This window comes from Phytoactinopolyspora halotolerans (genome assembly GCF_010550675.1).
In the GTDB taxonomy this organism is placed as follows: domain Bacteria; phylum Actinomycetota; class Actinomycetes; order Jiangellales; family Jiangellaceae; genus Phytoactinopolyspora; species Phytoactinopolyspora halotolerans.
The window spans coordinates 99158-117350 of the sequence record NZ_JAAGOA010000025.1 but is presented as its reverse complement, the minus strand read 5'-3'; the positions used below and the strand labels follow the sequence as shown (position 1 = coordinate 117350).

Sequence of the window (18193 nt, the reverse complement as noted above, 5' to 3'; positions counted from 1 at the left end):
CCCGCATCAGCCAGCGGCTCCTGGCCCTGGCCGCCGGGATCTGGCACAACTGGGCCCTCGGCCTCACAGCCAAACGATCACTGATCGCCTATGACCACTGACAATCTTCAAGGAATCATTCATCTAGAGGATGGGGGATCTTGGTCGACGGGGAAAGCCGTGGACACGAGTTCCGACGTAGTGGATCCGAGTCCGAACCCGACGCTGGAAGCGATACGGGACCGCGTCCGGACCCACCTGGTTGAACAGTTCGGGCAGCATAAGCTCACGAACCTGATAGCAGCCATCCTGCGCGTCCAGGGCTATACGTGCGACGTGTCGCCCGAAGGACCGGATTTCGGCGTCGACATCATCGCCGGCCGAGGGCCCTTGGGTTTGGACTCACCGACCTTGATCGTCGAAGTCAAGTCGGAGGCGGGACCGATCGGAGCGCCCGTCGTCCGTGGCTTGAAGGGTGCCATGGCTTCTCATCAGGCAGACCAAGGGCTTCTCGTTGCGTGGGGCGGCCTCGGCAAGGCAGGAGTGGCTGCGCTTCGAACAGACCGGTTGAGTATTCGCGTCTGGGATGCAGAGGACGTTCTCGACCGGCTCTTCGAGTCATACGACCAGCTTCCGGACGAGATCCGTGCTCGCATCCCGCTCAAGCGTGCGTGGGTTCTGCAGGAAGAGTCCGGGTAAACGGCTGCCGAGGGCATGGCGGGAACTGTCCGGGCTTGAGTTCGTGGACCACAGCAAGTGTCCGAGGTCGGTCGTAGCGTGCGTCGTAACAGCTGAAGGGTGTGCCAATGCCGCGATCCGAACGTCCCGAACATGAAATGATCTACCGAGCAACCGAACAGTGGGTCGATGCGGCCCTCCGCCGTGATGATTCGCTCTTCACACCAGGTGAGGCCGTATGGACGTCATCGCTACTCGACGAGCTTGACCAACGCTTCGTCCAGAGTCCTGACGAGTCGAGCGATGCCTTCCACGTCAAGCTTGAGCGGCAGCTATCCGACGCCTCGCCTAAGGCGATCCAGCTCATGGGTGAGGTCATCTTTGTACACCTGCTCGTCGCATCGCCGGACAGCTACAGGGCGGACACCAAGCGGAGTCTCATCACCCGGGTGCTCGGCTGGGCGGAGTCCCCTGTCGAGATCCCTTCCTCTCTTGACACAGCGCTGGAGCAGGGGCTCGCAGCCACCGGCACAGCGTTCTACACCTATCGACCCTTCCAGCTCCAGCTGATCATCGAGTTCGCACGCGCGTGGAAGCGCGAGGAGCAATCCGAGCGGGAGCGCTTGCTACAGGACCCGTGGGCGTTCCGCGATTTCCTCTTCGGTGTTCCGCTGCCTAAGGGCGCCCACGCGCAGCGAGAGGCGTTGCTGCACCTCGTTCATCCAGAAACATTCGAGTACATCGTGGCGCGGAACATGAAGACACGCATCGCGAAAGCCTTCTCTGAGCTGGTGTCGGATCCGAGCCGAAATGTGGATCATCAGCTCCTCGAGATCCGTGGCAAGCTGGCCGAGGAGCGGGGCACGCAGTTTATGTTCTGGGAGCCGGACCTCCTGCGGGTGTGGCAACCCGACACCAGCCCGTGGGGACAGTTCATCCACTGGGCGAGCCGGTTATACAGCGACGCGAGCTTTGATGCGATGGAGCGCGACTACAAGCTCGAGATTGCCGACAGGCTCACGCGAGCCAAAGACGCGCTACTGGCCGACGGCGAATGGCTCGAACTGTTTAGGAAGGCGTTCAACTCACCAAACAACCTGACTTCGTACCACATGCATAGGCGCTTCCTACAGTGGTGCGCGGAGAACCCGGAGCCGGCGCGGGCAGCGCTGCGGACCATGTGGGAGCCTGGCCAGACGCTTGCCGAACGCGTCCAGGGTTTCTTTAAGTCCGTGCCGAGCGACGCAGTCAGCGGCAAAGGCACTCGGACGACGCTTGCTTCGTTCCTGATGATGGCCGTGGATCCCACTGAGTATCCGATATTTCAGACCACGCCGTTCACCAAGGCGATGGAACTCACCGACCATGACCGACCACCGGCTGAGGCGGACGAAGTAGGGCTCTACGAGCATGCGCTCGGTTTCCTTGACACTCTCGCCAGTGAGGCTTCTGCGCGCGGACTGGAGTTCCGTGACCGGCTAGACGCCCAGTCGGTGATGTGGCTGGTCGTCAAATGGTCCATCGATCGCGTTCCCCTGCCGGAGAACGAGCGTCGGGCCCTCGCCCGGTATCGCGGCGGCGAATTGGACGACGATGACGCAGAGGAGGAGAGCGCGATACAGCAGGACGGCGTGGCCGTAGATGGTCCCAAGTTGGACAAGCTCGCCGACCGGCTGCTCATCGATGCCGGCCACCTGGAGCGCATTCGAAAGCTGCTGGAGGACAAGCGGCAGGTCATCTTCTACGGCCCGCCGGGCACCGGAAAGACCTATGTGGCCCAAGAGCTGGCGCAGGTTATTGCGGGCAGCGAGAGCCGGGTCGACCTGGTTCAGTTTCATCCGTCGTATGCATACGAGGATTTCGTCGAGGGCTACCGGCCGACGCAGCTGGCGGGGGGCAATCCCGGGTTCAGGCTCAAGAACGGGCCGCTGAAGCGGATCGCCGAGGCCGCTGTTGAATCACCGGGAGAGACCTTCATTCTTATCATCGATGAGATCAATCGCGGCAACGTCGCTAAGGTGTTCGGCGAGCTCTACTTCCTCCTCGAGTACCGCAAACGCGGGATATCTCTGCAGTACTCCGACGAGCCCTTCTCTCTCCCGGAGAATCTGTGGATCATCGGCACAATGAACACGGCTGACCGGACCATCGCCCTGCTCGACGCCGCCCTCAGGCGACGCTTTCACTTCATCCCGTTTCTCCCCGACGAACCGCCGATCGACGGCCTGCTCCGGCGCTGGCTCCGCGACCGCAAGCCGCACCTCGAATGGGTCGCCGATATGGTCGACGACGCCAACCAGAGAATGGGGGATCGTGACCTCGCCATCGGGCCGAGCCACTTCCTCCGCGACGATCTCGACGACGAGTGGGTCGAATTGATCTGGCGCCATTCCATCGAGCCGTACGTACAGGAGCACTTCTTCAGCGAGCCTGAGCGATGGGAGGAGTTCACATTCGGGCGGATGCGAGCCGGCGCATCGGCTGATCCGGGACTGGAAGTCGAGGACTCCGGTGCGCCAGATTCAGCTGACTGAGTATCGGACGCTAAAGGAAGTCCCGCTGTCGGTGGCGGAACGTGATGCTGTGCGGGACCTGATCAAGGCCGACGTGACGCCCACCGTGGGCAGCACCGACCGCTACGACATCACACCTGGCTCGACTATCGGAGCCGTGGAGATCGGCTCGCTGGCTGTCCAAATCCGGCCGAAGCTACCTATCCAGAACGTGCTGTTCCTGATCTCGTACGTGCTGGATCCGAAGCGCTGGCAGTCGTCCGGTTTCGACTACGAAAGGTCTGACCTCCTCCTCGAGGCCGTGCTCCCGGGGTTCGTCCATCACGTAAGACGAGCGTTCAGGCCCGGTCTGCTGCAGGGATACCGGACGGAGGAAGACGCCCTGCAGACCGTACGCGGACGTATCCGTATCGACGACCAGATCAACCGTCGGTACGGCGTCGCGCCGCCGATCGAAGTCTCCTACGACGACTTCACCGAAGACATCGAGGTCAACCGCCTGATCAAGGCCGCAGTCCGCAACCTGAGCCAAATCCGTCTCCGGTCATCGTGGGCACGAAGCGCACTGCATTCTCTCGACGGGGCGCTGGGTCAGGTGAGCCTGATGCGCTATGACGGGAGACGTCTGCCCGAGATCACCTGGAACCGCCTCAACGAGCACTATCGGCCGGCCGTAGAGCTGGCCAAGCTGATCCTCCGGGCTACGACCTTGGAGCATCATCACGGCGCCATCCGAGCCAATGGGTTCCTGATGGACATGAACCGGGTGTTCGAGGACTTTGTCGTCGTGGCCCTTCGGGAGGCCCTTGAACAGAGCAAACGCGCCTTTCCGCAGGGTGATCGTCGGCTGCGGTTGGACTCGGCGCGCACGGTGACGCTGCAGCCGGACATCTCGTGGTGGGAAGGCGGGCGATGCCAGTTCGTCGGAGATCTCAAGTACAGACGCGTTGGCGAAGCCAGGGTCAGCCATGCCGATCTGTATCAGCTGTTGAGTTACGTCGTCGCCGCAGACCTCCCGGCAGGGCTTCTCATCTATGCGGCCGGTGAGGCCGACGACGCGGTGCACGACGTCGTGCACCTGGGTCGTCGTCTCGTGGTGACGACCCTGGACCTTTCCGGTGGTCCCGACGACATCCTCGGGCAGGTCCGCGGTGTGGCGACTCGCATATTGGACATGCGCGTTCGTCACAGGGCATAGCGCGCGAGCGGAGCGCGTCGTCCAAAAGTGATCTGCTGGGTGGCTTCGTCGCCGTGCTCGCGTTAGTCGAAGACAGCCAGGATCTCGATGACGGCCGGGTCGCCGTTGGGTTTGCTATGGGAGAGTCGTTGCCCTGGCTGCACGCGCACGAGGAGCTTGCCCAACGGTGAGTTCGGCCGTACCCACTCGTGTTCGGCGTCGCCAAGGTCGACGTCACTGACGACTGCCTCGAACGTCTCGCCGGACTCGATGTCGCGATATCGAACAATCGACCCCGGCCATGACTCATCCGGAAGTTGTGAGCTGGCGGCTACATGTGCCTTGGCCAGCACATCCCTCAGATAAGCAAGCCGTGCCGCCATACGTTCTTCGCGTTGCCTTCGGTCCCGGATCATTGCTGTCCGCCCGGAGGAGTCAGCTGCGGCATTCGCCTCCTTGGCGCGGCTAAGCCACTGCTCCACCAGCTGCATCTCTTGCTCGAGTCTCGCGAGCGACCGCGGCCCTACGGCTATGACGCCTGGCGGTAAAGGAGGAGCCGACGGTTCCTGGGCGGACGTGGTGGCCTCGTGCGCCTCGGTTGCCTCCGCCTCTACTGGTGGCTCCGAAGTCTCCGCAACATCGACTTCCGCCTGGGGCGCCGACGAACTCTCAGCCTCGGAAGCTTGTCCCACATTCTGCGCCGTGGCCGTCCGCTCCGCGGCAGAGCGGATATCGAGGCTGCGGAGGAGCTCCCAGAGGTCGTGCAGGGCGGCGGCCGGGTCGACGTAGAAGGCCGACTCCCGTACGCGGAAGAACTGCCAGCCGCAACGTTCCAGATCCCGTTGGCGGGCGAGGTCACTCTCGTATGCTTCGGGACCGTGCCAGTGATCTCCGTCGCATTCGATCGCGAGCCGGGTACTGCCACCGACCACCACCATGTCGATCCGGTAACCGGAGGCTTCGTATTGTGGAATCACTGTGTAGCCCTGGTCCACTACCCGGTTGTACACACGCTGTTCGAATAGCGAGTCGAAGGGCGGGACTACCCGATCCTCCGGCACGAGCTCGGAGCTGCCCGTCTCATTATCGAGATCTACACGCTGTACGACCTTGTAGCAATAGTCCAGCAGCTGGAAGCGCATGTCCTCCGGATTGGTCAGCGTATCTTTGTCAAGGGAGTGGAATACCCACAGTTGGTCTTTGGCCCGCGAAGCGGCGACATTGAAACGCTGCACATAGATGTCACGCGTGAGCGGTACGACCCGTCGGCCGGGTTCCGCGGCCTCGACCATGGACAGGAAAATGACGTCACGCTCCGAGCCCTGAAACGCAGCCGCATCGCCGACCCGCAGGTCTCGGGCGCCCCACTCGTGGCTGGGGATCCGCTCCATCAGTTTCGTCTGTATGGCTTTGGCCTGTGCCGTGCCGAGAAGAGAGATCACTCCGAACGTCTTGTTGTCGTAGGCCGAGTCGGCCAAGCACCTCTCGACCTGCTCGACGATGGCGTCCATCTCGACCGGATTGACCTTATGGGTCGTACCGCGGACGTAGCCGTCAGGGAGATACCTCGGCACGATCGGTTGGAGACGGTCGGCGCCGTACTGCCGGACGGGAATCAGGCGGATGTTGTCCGGCTCATAGGCGACCCGGTTCGAAAATCCGATGATCTCCGGCACACAGCGACGGTGCTCGGTCAAGGTGATCATTCCGCCGTACCGCATCTTGGCTTCGTCGAAGAGGCTCCGAAGCGGATCCTGCCACGAGTCGCGGTACCTATCGTGAGTCAGGTACTGGGCAGCCAGGTCGCGGTATTGCTGCTGATCGATGCCCACGCCGGCGGGCGAGACCTGCTTGTCATCGCCAATGACGACGATCTTAGGCGCGAGATACTGCAAGAACGTCGCTTCTAAGCCAGCTTGCGATGCTTCGTCGACGATCACCACATCGAACATGTCCGGTTGTATCCGGAGCTGGTCAGCGATCCGGTGGATCGGCATGATCCATGCCGGCACCGACGGGCGGCACCGATCCATGGAGCGCCGGATCTCCGACTTCCGCTGCGCAGCGAACTTGCCCGTGAGCTTGCCTCCGCGTCTCACCAAGTCGGCGTACTGAGTGAGGTCGGCGCGAGCAGTACCGCCGAGCCGTTCCGGAGACGCCGCGTGGTCCCACGCCCGCCGGGCGGCCAGCTGCTCGACCTGCCGGTGAATTTCCTGCTCGATCTCGTTCAACTGTGCCTGTAGCGCGTTGACGTCCTTAGCCTCCTGAGCGACGATCCACGCCGCGGTGGACGCCCAGGACCACGCCTCGGTGAAGTTGGTCAGCCGATGTGACCAGCCGGCGTCGCCGGGGTTCTCGGCGATGGCTTTCCGAAGCCCTGGCGCTCCTCCGTCGAGCACGGCCGCGAGCTCGTCACGCCGCTGTACAGTGGCCCGCACCAGCCGAAGCCGCCCGATGCGGGCGTGAGCGGACGCGTACTCGTTGTGATCTCTGTTCGCTACTGCGTCACGCAGCCGGCTGACGCATGGTGCGGCGTCATCCCAACGCGCCGCCTCCGATATGCGCTCTTCGAGCTGGAGCAGAGGCTCCTTGGCGGCGACCCACCGGTCTTGAGCCGTGGCCGCGTCAACGAGGCGCGCATATGTGCGGACCGCGTTCAGATTGTTCCAATCAGGGGCCGGCAGCGAGAGTTCGGCAAGGTGTTGCTCCTCCGCCTGCAACTGCTCGGCGAGTCCGAGGATGCGGCGCAGCTGTTGAAGCTCGGTATCGTGCCACTGCAGCCGCTCATGCAGGGTGTCCTCGTCAGGTATCTCGACGGTGTTCGGCCATGCGCTGTCGAGTGCAGACAGGATAGTGAACGCCTCGGCCCAGGTGAGAACAGCGTCGAGGGGGTCAACCGTGACGGGTGGTACGCCGTTGACCCGGACCGTTTCGAACAGCGGTGCGGAGAACTTCACTGGTTTCGGCGTGAGTGCGCCGATCTTCGGTCTGCCGTCCGGCATGACTTTGATCTTGCCGCCGTTCTCAAGATGGTCGCGCAGACCTTTGGCGAGGGTGACGAGAGATCCCATGTCAGCGGTCGGAAGCTCCACCTTGGTGAGCGCCCCGAGCCGTTCGACTGGACCCTTACCTTGCTCGATCAGCTCGCGGATCTTCTCGCCGCGGGCTCGCCAGGAGGCGGCTCGACCAGACCGCACGTCGCTGAGAGCGTCGTCCATCCAATGCTCGCGGCGGCCGGCGAGGCTGTCGGCTTCATCCGCCAAGCGGTGTAGCCGACGCTGAAGCTCGAGTCGCTGGGTTTCGCCCAGCTGAAGGACGGCCTCGAAGGCTTCGTGGGAGCGGAGTTCCTCATGCCGTTTACCGTCTTCGACGGCCTGCCTCTCCTGCTCGACGAGGTTCGCGAATCCGTCGGGATCGGGGATCTGACCCAGCTCGATCAATCGCATGGCGGATTCGGGCTCATCCGCGGTGAGCTGCTCGTCGAGAAGATAGCCGTGCCATTCGCAGACCTGGCCCGAGGTGAGTGGTGGCTCACTCTCCGGAGCGACCGTCACGTGGCGCCGGATCCACTTGTACGAATCTGAACGAGAGATGACTTCCTGCGCGATGGCAGCCAGCGTGCCCCGGTAGGGGCCTCGCTCATGTTGACGAACTTCGCGTTCGCGGACGGCGACGAGTTCGGCGTGGACCTCTGCTCGCTGGCGTCGAAGTTTGTCGATGTACTCGAGGCACGTTCGAATAGCACGCTCGTTGTCGCGCGCGTCGTATTCATGCGCGGCGTTGGCGATGTACTGCACCGCGACCTTGAGGTCGGCCATGTCCTCGCGCGATTCGCCCACCACGCTGACCGACAAGGGCTTGATGTCTTCAGGTAGTTTGTCCCGCACTTCATAGAGCGCGCGGTCGGTCTGAGCCGTGACCAGTACACGCTTTCCCTGCGCCAGTAGGTGTCAGATCAAAGCCGCCGCCGTGTGTGTCTTGCCGGTGCCGGGCGGCCCCTGGACCAAGACTTGGGAACGGTGATCGACCCGCTCGATGATCTGTAGTTGCTTTTCATTGACCGGCATGGGGAGGAACGTCTCGTTGTCGACGAGGACCTTGGCCCCAGGTTCCGTGCTCGGCTCGGTCGGCGGGACGTAGTCGGCGTCGACCAGCGGCACGATACCTGCCGGCACGTCCTCAGCCTCGTTGAGCTGAGCGATGATGCTGTCGAAGATCTCGACCATGCCCCGCTGCGACCGCTTTCGCAGGATCACCGCGGGCGCGAATGACGCGTTCGCCGTATTGCCTGTTCTCCCGGGCGCGTCGTCGTCGTGGTATTCACCGTCAGGGTCGAGCGAGTGCACCAGTCGCCGGATGAGGATGGATACTTCACCTCGTTCTAGCGGGTGCGCGTCGATTTCACGCGCCGCCGCGCGGACCTCGTTCACGGTCTCATGCGTTCGTATGAGTCCCGGGTCGAGCATGTCGAGTTCGACCTTCATCGACTCACGGGCCTCGCCGCGAAGTACCGATAGCCGACCGGAGTCGTCGTCGAATTCGATGCGTGCGGGACACGTCAGCAGGTGTCGCTTCACGGCGGAATGATCGTCCGGCGTCCAGGTCAGGCATCCCACGCCCAGCACGAGCTCGAATTCCTCGGGGCTGCCGGTTGACGTGATATAGGCGTCGAACAGCTCGTTGTATGCCGCTCGTACCGGCCGCACTCGCAGTTCTTCCTCGGCCCAGATCCGCCACGAAGCCAGCCACGTTTCGTACCGGCTGTGGATCTCGGGACGGTCGGCGAGATGCACCTCGTGTACCGGCTGCTCGCCCGTGGGAACGCCGGACGTGTCACTGCTTCGCAACTCGGTACTGTCGAGGACTGAACGACGCAAGCCCGGCGGGTGCTCGGGATCGTCTAACTCGGAGTCCAGCCACCGTTCAAGCTCAGGATCGATCTGAGGAGGCGCCATTCGTGGCACCCGATCGATCGTCAGGATCGGATCGTCGGGCTTGAGTTCTTCGGCCTTGTGCCCAGAGGAGATGACCTGATGGCTGGGCAAAGCGCCAAGCCACAGTACTGCGCCATCTCGCTGGTATGTGTCTGTCGAGTTCGGCGTCGATACCTTGAGTCGCTGTGTCTGCTTGAGGAATTCGAACAGATTCCGGGCGCGTTCCACCAACGAATAGTTCATCTCAATCCACCCCTACGCGTGCCACCAGCTGCGCCGACCGCCGAGCCGTCGGCGTAGCCGTTCCCCCAGGACAGAGATGCCATTTGATCCCCCAAAGCGGCATCTGGCCGCTCATCGTAGCGTGTGTCCGTTTCATGAGCCCTACCGTGCGCGGCTTCTTCGGTGAACGATCTCGGTAGGCGCACCATAGGGCGTACGTCGAACAGTTCAGCCAATTTGGTGATCAGACGCTCTGCGTGCGCGGGTGAGCAGGTGGCGAATCTCGTTGTCATGCGGCGCGATCTCGTAGGCGTGCTGGTGGCACGCACGACTCAGGCCCGACCATGCAACCGCCGCGTCCCTGGCAGTCCCAGGGGCCACGGCTCGCAGGCAGGCCAGCTGAACTCGCATTGAGGTCCGCCCGACATCCAGACCATGGCGGTCGCACACCTCGCGAACGATCTGCTCCACCGCAGAGCGGCCGAGGACGGCGGCCGACCGGGCGGCGCGTGCGCGTGGTGTCGTCAGGTCTCCGGCCAGGATCTGATCCGCGAGGTCGAGCAGCCGGACGGCGCTTGTCGCCGCGCTCATGGCGCATTCGCCCGGAGCCTGGCCACCAGCAGGCGGACATCGTCGACGGCGCCGGCCGCGTCACCGAGCAGACCGTCGTGTGCACCGCGTCCGATGACCCGCATGGCGGCGTCCAGCCGCCTGTCACGTCGGAGCCACCCGTTCACGTCGGCTCGGGCGTCATCGCGCAGGGCGAGTGCAAGCGCCTGGCGCGACGTACGCGTGTCCTCCCATGCCCGTTCGACGTCGGCTCGTCGATCACCACGCCCGAATCTTCGAGCCATGAACAGATCCCGGCACGCGTTCTCCACGGCGAGCCGGCACAGCACCGGAATGACACGTCGCCGGACCTCGTCGTTGGCGTTCGGGTCCAATGCGACAGCCTTGGCATCGGAGAGGTAGCGCCTGGTCGGATCTTCGTCGTCGGTCACCTCGACCCGCGATCCGGCTGTTCGATCCACGCGCAGGATTCGCGCATCGATACCGAGGTACCGCGTCGCGGCCGGAAGCCGGTCGTCGTGCGTGAACACGACCACCTGATGAGTGCGGCTGATTCGCTCCAGCACGCGTGCCAGCCCGTCGACCTTGGCCGGGTCCATCGCCTGCACCGGATCGTCAACGACGACGAACTGGAACGGGCTGGCAGGCAACGTCGCTCTCGGTAGGAAGAGCGCTAGCGCCAATGCGTGCAGCTCACCTTGACTCATGACGGTCAGCGCCCCGGCCTCCTCGCCATCCACCTCGGCTGAGAGCTGGACCTGCCGGCGCGTCTTGCTGCCGCTCACCTGGATGGGCCCGAGGTCGACGTTGCTCTCTTGCCGCAGCTCGCCCCAGATCTGCTGAGCGTGCTCGGAGATCGGACGCAGCCGTTCGTTGCGCAGCTCGTTGCCGTGCTCCTTGAGCCACGTCGCCGCAGCCTTGGCGACCGCGCCGCGCTGGTCCGCCTCGTCGGCGGATCGAAGGGCACTCACGACCTCGATCAGCCGGCGGGCCAGCGGTGACCACAGGTCCTCGCGCCGCTGCCGTTCCGCATCCGCCTCCCGACGAAGCTCGGTGACGTTCGACTCGAGTGTCGTGAAGGCGTCGACGTGCTCCTGCGGGCCAGTGGACGTGCTGACGTCGACGGCCTGCACAGCGCGCCACGCGTCTGCTGTGGCTGACCTACTGGGCAAATCCGCATCGATCTCGGCCTGGAGTGTGCTCGGCACGGGTCCAAGGAGGCCGCGCAGCTTGCTCAACGCAGTGCTGTGCGCGCGTTCGGCCTCCCGCAGTGCGGCGGTCTGTTCCTTGAGCTCGCTCAGCTCTTTCTGCGCTCGCGCCGCCCACTCGTCGTCGAGTGTTCCGACGCCGCACACCGGGCAGGAGCCGGCACCGGTCATCACGACATGCTCCAGCGCGTGCTCGAGCATCCTTGAGCGGCGCACCAGCGAGTCCGTGGCCATTCCGGACGCCTGAGCCAGCGAGTGCTGCGCCTTGTCACACTCTTCGACGGCGGCCTGAACGTCGTCGAGCGACGGCACGGTCAGGGCAGCGAGCTTTCGAAGCGCCGTCAGATCCTCGGGCGGCTTGCTGCTCACACCCGTGGCGAGCTGCTCGATCGCGTCCAGGTCGCGCTTTCGGGCCTTGAGCAGCGTGTGCGCCTCGGCCGCCCGGCTGTCCGGGGACGACGCCAGCTCCTCCAGCACCTGCTTGACCAGCTTGTTCGCTTCACGCCGAGGTGCGCCGGTCTCCTTGACCTGCTCGTCCAACCACTCCTGTGCGTCGGCGATCTGTCCGAGCCCGAGCACCGCGGAGAGTTTGTCGTACAGCTTGCTGGGCTCGGCTTCGAGGATCCCGCCGAGCTCGTCGTAGGAGAGCAGCGGGCGGTACGTCTCCATGGGAACCGACCAGCCGAGCGGATCCTTGGATGTGTCGCGCTTCTGGCCGTTCCGTTGGACCCAGTGCGAGCCGCCGTCCAACTCTGTATCCGGCGCCCACTCCGCCGCAACCGTCGTCGTGCCGACGCCTTCCTCGGCCAGTTCGACCTCGACCCGGCACGGGTCCGATGCGTGTAGGTTGCGCCAGCCGGCCTTCCACGCCTTCGGCTTGTTGTCCCAGCGGTACGACGTGCGGGTCATCGACACCTCGACCGCCTCGCTGAAGGTCGACTTTCCGGAGCCGTTCCTCCCGGCGACGATGACCAGACCGGGAGCCGGGGTCAGGTCGAGGCGGGCCTCCGGGCCGACGCCCCGGAATCCCGCTACCGTGATCGATTTGAGAAACGCACCCGCCGGTGTTCCGGTCTGGCGTGGCGCAGGTTCGCCGTCCGTGTTCGTCGTGTGGCCTGTGAGTTCGGTCTTCAGCTCGTCATCACCGGTCATTGCGGTGAGAAGCAGAAGCCGGGCGTCGTCGCTGAGATTCGGGTCGTCTTCGGCCGCCTGCATGACGGTCCTCGTCAGATCCGCCGTAGTGTCGGCTGGCGGTTCGTGTCCTTCGTCGGCCACTCGTGCGTCGTCGTTCAGGCCCCCTGCGTCGCTCATGCCTCCCCATCCCCTCTGATGATCACGGCGAGGCATTCTTACCAATCACGTCGGACACAAGCCCTGCAGCGAAGAAGGGCGCAGCGTTTCGATCCTGGTCTATGGCATCGCCTGTGGCTAGAAAGAGCTACCGATCGCGCAGATTTTCTGCGAGCATCGCTGTATGACACGACAGTCGCCCGCCGCTGAGCGGTCAGTGCTCCTCGCCTTCCGCGGGGAGAACGTGCGGTCGTTCCGGGACGAGTTCGAGCTCTCGATGCTCGCCACCGGGCTGGCGGAGCCTGGGGCCGTGTGGCCCGTCCGCTGGCGCGAGGGTGGGCAGCCCGTGAATGTTCTTCCTGCTGCAGGGGTGTTCGGAGCCAACGGCTCGGGCAAGTCGAACGTGCTGAAGGCCATGGATGACATGCGCTGGCATGTCTTGCACTCCTTCCGTTCTGCCAGCCCGACTGGCGGCGTCCACCGCCGGCCATTCATGTTGGACCCAGGATCTCGGGTGGAACCGTCGCGGTTCGAGATCGACATCGTGCTTCGAGACGTGCGGTATGAGTACGGCTTCTCGATCGACGACGAGCGGGTGCTCGATGAGTGGGCATATCGGTACCCGAAGGGCCGCGCAGCCGTGGTCTTTCGACGCACCGGCGACGACGTCGAACTCGGGCCGACCGAGCGCGCGCACGGACGGGTTGTGCTGAAGCTCCTGCGGCCGAATGCGCTGTTCCTCTCCACCGCGGCCTCGGCCAACCATCCAGTGCTTCTGCCACTGTACGAGTGGTTCGCCACCAATCTCCGGATCGCCGAGGCGGAGAGCCGCCACGCTCGGCAGGCCTTGACCACCCGCATGCTTGACGACGAGTCGTACCGCAAGCAGGTGCTAGCCCTGCTGCAGGCGGCTGATCTGGGGATTACCGGCGCGAGGACCTATGAGATTCCGCCTGAACTCAAAGAGCGGATTCAGCGCGCCGTGCGGATCCTCAATGGACAGGAAGGCGATCCAGAGACCCTTGAGGAAATGCCGGACATCGAGCAGATGGGTGTCGAGCTCCGGCATCGCGGGACCCAAGGCGATGTCTCGCTGCATCCGAGTGATGAGTCGCTTGGGACCCTCGTGTGGTTTGGGCTAGCGGGCCCTGTGGTCCAGGCACTCGCCGAAGGGTCGGTCCTGCTTGCCGATGAGCTCGATGCGAGCCTGCACCCGTCGCTCGTCGCGGAGCTTGTGCGGCTCTTCCAGCGGAGCGACACCAACCCACACCAAGCACAGCTGGTCTTCAACTCGCATGACGCGACCCTGCTCGGAGACGCCGTCAGCGACCGCTTGATCGGTCGGGACCAGATCTGGTTCACCGAGAAAGACGATGACGGCAGCACTCGGCTGTATCCGTTGTCGGATTTGAAACCCCGCAAGGAGGAGTCGGTTGGTCGTCGCTATCTGGATGGACGTTACGGCGCCCGACCGATCCTCTCAGTGGAGGAGTTCGCCGCTGCTGCACGGCTGATATCTGCAGGAGACGCGCGGTGACACCAAGACGTAGAGGTGGTCCGCCGCGCCGGAGACCACCCAGAGGGAAGCAGCTGGTGGAGCTTCTCGTCTTCGTCGAGGGCCTGAAAACCGAGGAGCAGTATCTGGTGCATTGGCACCGTCGGTTTCGCGGTTGGGTCAACGTGACGATCGATGAGTTCCGGGGTGGTGGTTCGCCTCTCGCCATGGTCAAGCGCGCGGCTGCGGCGAAGAAGGCTGAGGCACGGGATGCAAGGCGTGGTCGCGGGCGTGCTCATGATGAGATCTGGTGTGTGTTCGACCGGGATGAGCATCCTAATTTCGACGAGGCGGTCCGGCTCGCCAAGGACAATGGCATCAACGTGGCTGTTTCGAATCCCTGTATCGAGCTGTGGTTTGTCCTGCACTACGAGGACCAGACTGCCTATATCGATCGGCACGATGCCCAGCGGCGCGCAAAGGCTCACATGGGCTGTGGCAAGGATCTAACGACTGATGCCATCGATGCGCTCGACGAGCGGTACCCCGAAGCAGTCGATCGAGCAAAGAAGCTCGACGCCAAGCATGCGGGCGACGGCTCGCCTTCCCACAGCAACCCGAGCACGAACGTTTGGCACCTTGTCGACGTGATTCGCGGGGAACGACGGTAGTCGCAGCGGATCCGGTGATTCCCGCAAAGTCTTGGTCGGATCGGTTCCCGGATCCATCTGAGCCCAGTTGAGAATCATTTCTGCTAGTTCGTCGATGGAAACGCTGCTAGTTCGATGGTGGAAGTCCTGCTGGTTCAACATCGAGTGCCTAAAGCTACTGGTCAGGATCCTATCTGTCTGCGAACGTAGACAGTCTCGATTGTCCACGTACCTAGACAGGAGAGGATGGGTGGCATCATGCCTCGAATTCCTCGGCCAATTGTGGCCGACATCGGGGACCGCCGACTCGTCGTAGCACCCATCAGTCACCTCCCATATTCAAGGTTGATGCATAACCTTGAATACGTTGCCGCCGTGTTCCACCTTGTTGGGGTCTCCACCGACTTGAGGATGGGCGGCGCCGCGTACAGAGCTTGCGTCAGCCTCGCTGACGGGCGGACCAGGGGACAGGCCTGGTACGTGGCAGAGCCGGGTCCCCGTCATCCCACAGATCAGCCAGCGGCGTCTACTCGGGTGAATCCGAGGTTGATGAGCGCATCGTTGCCGGCCGGCGCGGTGTCGGGCCCGGCCAGGATGAGCGTCCGGGCCTGTTGGTAGGGGCAGCCGGCGGCCTCGAATGCGATCGCGGTGGCGAGGAGGCGTTCCCTGTCGTCGTTGAGCAGTGCAGCGGCTCGGTCGAGGATCGCGTTGGCAACGGGGTTCTCTCCAACTATCGGGCGGGCGGCGGCGAGATGATCGCCGGCGTCGGGGTGCCCGGCCAGTACGGCCGCTTCGGCGCGCAGGGCGACGTGCCAGTGGAGCAGTATCCCCAAGCGCCACAAGTTCGCCTCACCGGATCGCGTATCGAGGCGTTCCAGGGCGAGTGTGGCCTGTCCATGGTGGAGCAGGGTGATGGCGTCGAAGGTGGGCGCGTAGCCGGATCGGTCCGCATCACTGACGCCGAGCTGGTCGACGACGGCCAGCCACTCGGCGCGCGCGGCTTCGTCGCCGCACAGTCCGTGGATCATCGCGACCGCCGCGGCTACCGGGCCGAAGGTGTGGCCCCGCGGCCGGCCGGCCTGCGTCCAGCCGTCGAGAAACTGGCCGCTGGAAGCAATGACGTCGTTGCCGTACCCGGCGAGCGCGTCGGCCATGATGAGCTGCGACGTGGCGATGTGCCCGACCTCGGCCAACAGCGGCAGATCGCGCAGCTGCCGACTCCATCGTCGTGCCGACGGGAGGTCGCCGACGCCGATGCTGGTGGCGGTGGCGATCGTCAACGCGTCGATCAGCTCGTCCGCGGAGTCCGGGGTGACGGGCACGGACTGCAGCAGTTCGACGCGGCGACGCGCGGTAGCGGCGGCAGCGAATGTGTCGCCCGCGCGGCGCTGCGCCCCGGTCATGGCGTGCAACGCCGCTCCTTCGGCGACCGGGTCGCCCAGCCGGTGGGCCAACTCCACTGCCCGCTCCGCAAGCGCGGTCATCGCGGGCGCACCGGTCTGGGCCTCCGTCTGGTCAGCGAAGAACGCGTACCCCTGAGCAGTGCATTCGGCAAGCGCCACTGCGGCTTGCGCCGGGAGGTCATCGCCGGCCAGCTCGCCCGCCCGGGTGACTAGCGCGATCGCCTCGTCGCGCGGGGGCGGCTGAGCGAAGGTCCCGGCCTTGCGGAAGTAGGTGGTGGCCGTTGTAGCCAGGTCCCGGGCGGCGGCAGCCGTATCTCCGGCGCGGTGGGCGACGTCGGCGGCGGCCTGCCAGAGGCGGTAGGCGTCGTCGCCCCGCATCCTGCATGCGGCGACGTTCGCAGCCCACCGCAGTGCGGCAGCCGCGCGGACGGCGTCGTCGGTGAGTGCCGCCGCCTGCTCGTAGCGCTGCTGAGACTCGCCGACCAGATTACGGGTGAAGGCCAAGTGCGCCAGCGACAGCGCGAGGTGGTGCGTGTCGTCGCGTTGGCCGGGCTGTGCGGCGGCCCAGCTCAGCGCTGCCCGGAGGTCGTCGGCCACCGCGTCGAACCTGGCCCGCCACACACCCGTGGTGGGTGACGTGTCCTCGGCCAGCTCGCTTGCGGCGCTCAGGCACCAGCGCAGATGCCGAGCCCGGGTGGCGTTCAGCTCACCGGCCCCGGCGAGCTGCTCGGTCCCGTACTGGCGGATGGTCTCCAGCGCCCGGTACCGGGTGCCACCGGCGGACGCGGCAACGCTGAGCAGGCTCTGCTCCGCGAGCCTGGCCAGCCCGTCGGCGATATGGCCCGGCTCCAGCGGGCTGAACCCGGCCACCGTAGCAGCGGCCGAGGCGGTGAACGGTGAGACGAACACCGAGACCCGCCGCAGCAGCGTCAAATCAGGGCCGGCGAGCAGCGCCTGACTCCAATCCAGCATGGCCCGCACCGAGCGGTGCCGATCATCCGCCCGATACCCGCCGACCAGCAGCCGGAGGTGGTCGGACAGCCCGGAGACCAGCCCGTCAAGCCCGAGCACGGGCAGGCGGGCAGCAGCGAGTTCGATCGCCAGCGCCACCCCGTCCAGCTTCCGGCACACGTCGGCGACCTGGTCCAGGTCTTCGTCGTCGACGGTCCACCCGACGGCCGCGGCCCGGTCGACGAACAGGGCGACCGCATCCGGCGAACCAGCCGCGCCGCCCGTGTTGCGTGCGTCGTCGCCGGGTTCGTCGAGGGACAACGGCGGAACCGAATAGACCCGCTCAAAGGGCACCATGAGCCGGGCGCGGCTGGTGGCCAGCACGCTCACCTCCGGACAGCGCTCCAGCAGGCGCTCGAGGAACGGCGCCACCCCGTCGGCCAGGTGTTCACAGTTGTCCAGCACCAGCAGGACGCGCCGATCCGCCAGTGCGGCCAACACCGAGTCGTCGATGCCGCGGCCATGTTGCTCGCCCAAGCCGAGCGCGGCCGCAACGGCGGAATCGACCATTGCGGGATCGGTGACCGGCACAAGGTCGACGAACCACACACCGTCGGGGAAGTCGCCCGCAAGGTCCGCGGCGACGGCCAGCGCCAGCCGGGTCTTGCCGACACCACCGGGACCGACGGCGGTAACCTCGCGGTGGGCGCTGACGGCGTCGCGCAACGCGCTGCGTTCGTTGGCGCGGCCGATGAACGGAGTCAAGGGCGACGGAAGCCCGGCGAGCGTCTGGTCGGTCCGCTCGGCACGGACCAACTCGCCGGCGAGACCAGCGAGCGCACGACGATCCGGCGCCCCGAGCTTGCGCAGCAGCGACGACACGTGGCTCTCGACCGTGCGCACTGATATGAACAGCTGGGCGCCGATCTCGGCGTTGCTGCGATGCTCTCCGATCAATGTCAGAATCTCGGACTCTCGATCCGAGATCCCCGCCGTTGCCGCCTGCTTCGACACGTGACCCATTCTCTCCCGCGGCTGCATCGCAGGGGCGACGGCGAGGCCTACGGAGACGGCTACGGGACGGGATCCGTGGTGCTCTCCGTGCTCAACACGGATGTGGGAC

10 protein-coding genes and 1 pseudogene are annotated in these 18193 nt (G+C 65.0%); 6 read left to right on the top strand and 5 right to left on the bottom strand.

All coding sequences use genetic code 11. The features are described 5' to 3' along the window. From G1H10_RS33465 to G1H10_RS26815, 4 genes and pseudogenes are all read left to right on the top strand, one after another. A pseudogene (locus tag G1H10_RS33465) lies at window positions 1-101 on the top strand (IS982 family transposase); the annotation flags it as partial. Next, window positions 91-678 carry a restriction endonuclease gene (locus G1H10_RS26825; protein ID WP_163743759.1) on the top strand — a complete coding sequence of 196 codons (588 nt, stop codon included), beginning with the start codon at window positions 91-93 and terminating at the stop codon, window positions 676-678. The pseudogene G1H10_RS33465 and the gene G1H10_RS26825, both read left to right, overlap by 11 nt. Before the next feature lie 107 nt (window positions 679-785). Further along, window positions 786-3191 (top strand): McrB family protein, encoded by a 2406-nt coding sequence (locus G1H10_RS26820; RefSeq protein WP_163743757.1) that lies wholly within the window; start codon window positions 786-788, stop codon window positions 3189-3191. A 31-nt stretch (window positions 3192-3222) separates the two neighbouring features. Next, window positions 3223-4368: an McrC family protein gene (locus tag G1H10_RS26815; RefSeq protein ID WP_163743755.1), complete on the top strand. Its 1146-nt coding sequence runs from the start codon at window positions 3223-3225 to the stop codon at window positions 4366-4368. Between the two features lie 62 nt (window positions 4369-4430). Here the strand turns inward: G1H10_RS26815 and G1H10_RS34785 are convergent, their stop codons facing one another. The 4 genes from G1H10_RS34785 to G1H10_RS26790 form a co-directional block, all read right to left on the bottom strand. After that, window positions 4431-8189, bottom strand: coding sequence for a PDDEXK-like endonuclease domain-containing protein (locus G1H10_RS34785; RefSeq protein WP_216853695.1), 3759 nt, complete (start codon window positions 8187-8189; stop codon window positions 4431-4433). 108 nt (window positions 8190-8297) lie between these two features. Then, window positions 8298-9524, bottom strand: a complete 1227-nt coding sequence (locus G1H10_RS26800; protein WP_163743750.1) for a DEAD/DEAH box helicase family protein — start codon at window positions 9522-9524, stop codon at window positions 8298-8300. Window positions 9525-9731: 207 nt separating this feature from the next. Beyond that, the gene (locus G1H10_RS26795) at window positions 9732-10094 is read right to left on the bottom strand and encodes a hypothetical protein (RefSeq protein WP_163743748.1); all 363 of its coding nucleotides are present in this window, start codon (window positions 10092-10094) and stop codon (window positions 9732-9734) included. After that, window positions 10091-12592, bottom strand: coding sequence for an AAA family ATPase (locus G1H10_RS26790; protein WP_163743747.1), 2502 nt, complete (start codon window positions 12590-12592; stop codon window positions 10091-10093). The genes G1H10_RS26795 and G1H10_RS26790 overlap by 4 nt, the downstream gene beginning before the upstream one ends. Before the next feature lie 163 nt (window positions 12593-12755). On the opposite strand from G1H10_RS26790, the gene G1H10_RS26785 reads away from it, so the two are divergent. Together G1H10_RS26785 and G1H10_RS26780 are read left to right on the top strand one after the other, a co-directional pair. Then, entirely contained in the window at window positions 12756-14108 is a 1353-nt protein-coding gene (locus G1H10_RS26785; protein ID WP_163743745.1) for an AAA family ATPase, read from the top strand. Between the two features lie 56 nt (window positions 14109-14164). Further along, complete coding sequence (locus tag G1H10_RS26780; RefSeq protein WP_163743743.1) at window positions 14165-14737, top strand: RloB family protein; 573 nt, start codon at window positions 14165-14167, stop codon at window positions 14735-14737. Window positions 14738-15228: 491 nt separating this feature from the next. On the opposite strand, the gene G1H10_RS26775 is transcribed toward G1H10_RS26780, so the two are convergent. Continuing rightward, window positions 15229-18084: a LuxR C-terminal-related transcriptional regulator gene (locus G1H10_RS26775; RefSeq protein WP_216853694.1), complete on the bottom strand. Its 2856-nt coding sequence runs from the start codon at window positions 18082-18084 to the stop codon at window positions 15229-15231. Between the last annotated feature and the right edge of the window lie 109 nt (window positions 18085-18193).

Bases quoted from the DNA above. Each gene is read 5' to 3' on its own strand.
- G1H10_RS26825 (WP_163743759.1), top strand. From the start codon at position 91: ATGACCACTGACAATCTTCAAGGAATCATTCATCTAGAGGATGGGGGA.
- G1H10_RS26800 (WP_163743750.1), bottom strand. From the start codon at position 9,524: ATGAACTATTCGTTGGTGGAACGCGCCCGGAATCTGTTCGAATTCCTC.
- G1H10_RS26820 (WP_163743757.1), top strand. From the start codon at position 786: ATGCCGCGATCCGAACGTCCCGAACATGAAATGATCTACCGAGCAACC.
- G1H10_RS26790 (WP_163743747.1), bottom strand. From the start codon at position 12,592: ATGAGCGACGCAGGGGGCCTGAACGACGACGCACGAGTGGCCGACGAA.
- G1H10_RS26785 (WP_163743745.1), top strand. From the start codon at position 12,756: ATGACACGACAGTCGCCCGCCGCTGAGCGGTCAGTGCTCCTCGCCTTC.
- G1H10_RS26795 (WP_163743748.1), bottom strand. From the start codon at position 10,094: ATGAGCGCGGCGACAAGCGCCGTCCGGCTGCTCGACCTCGCGGATCAG.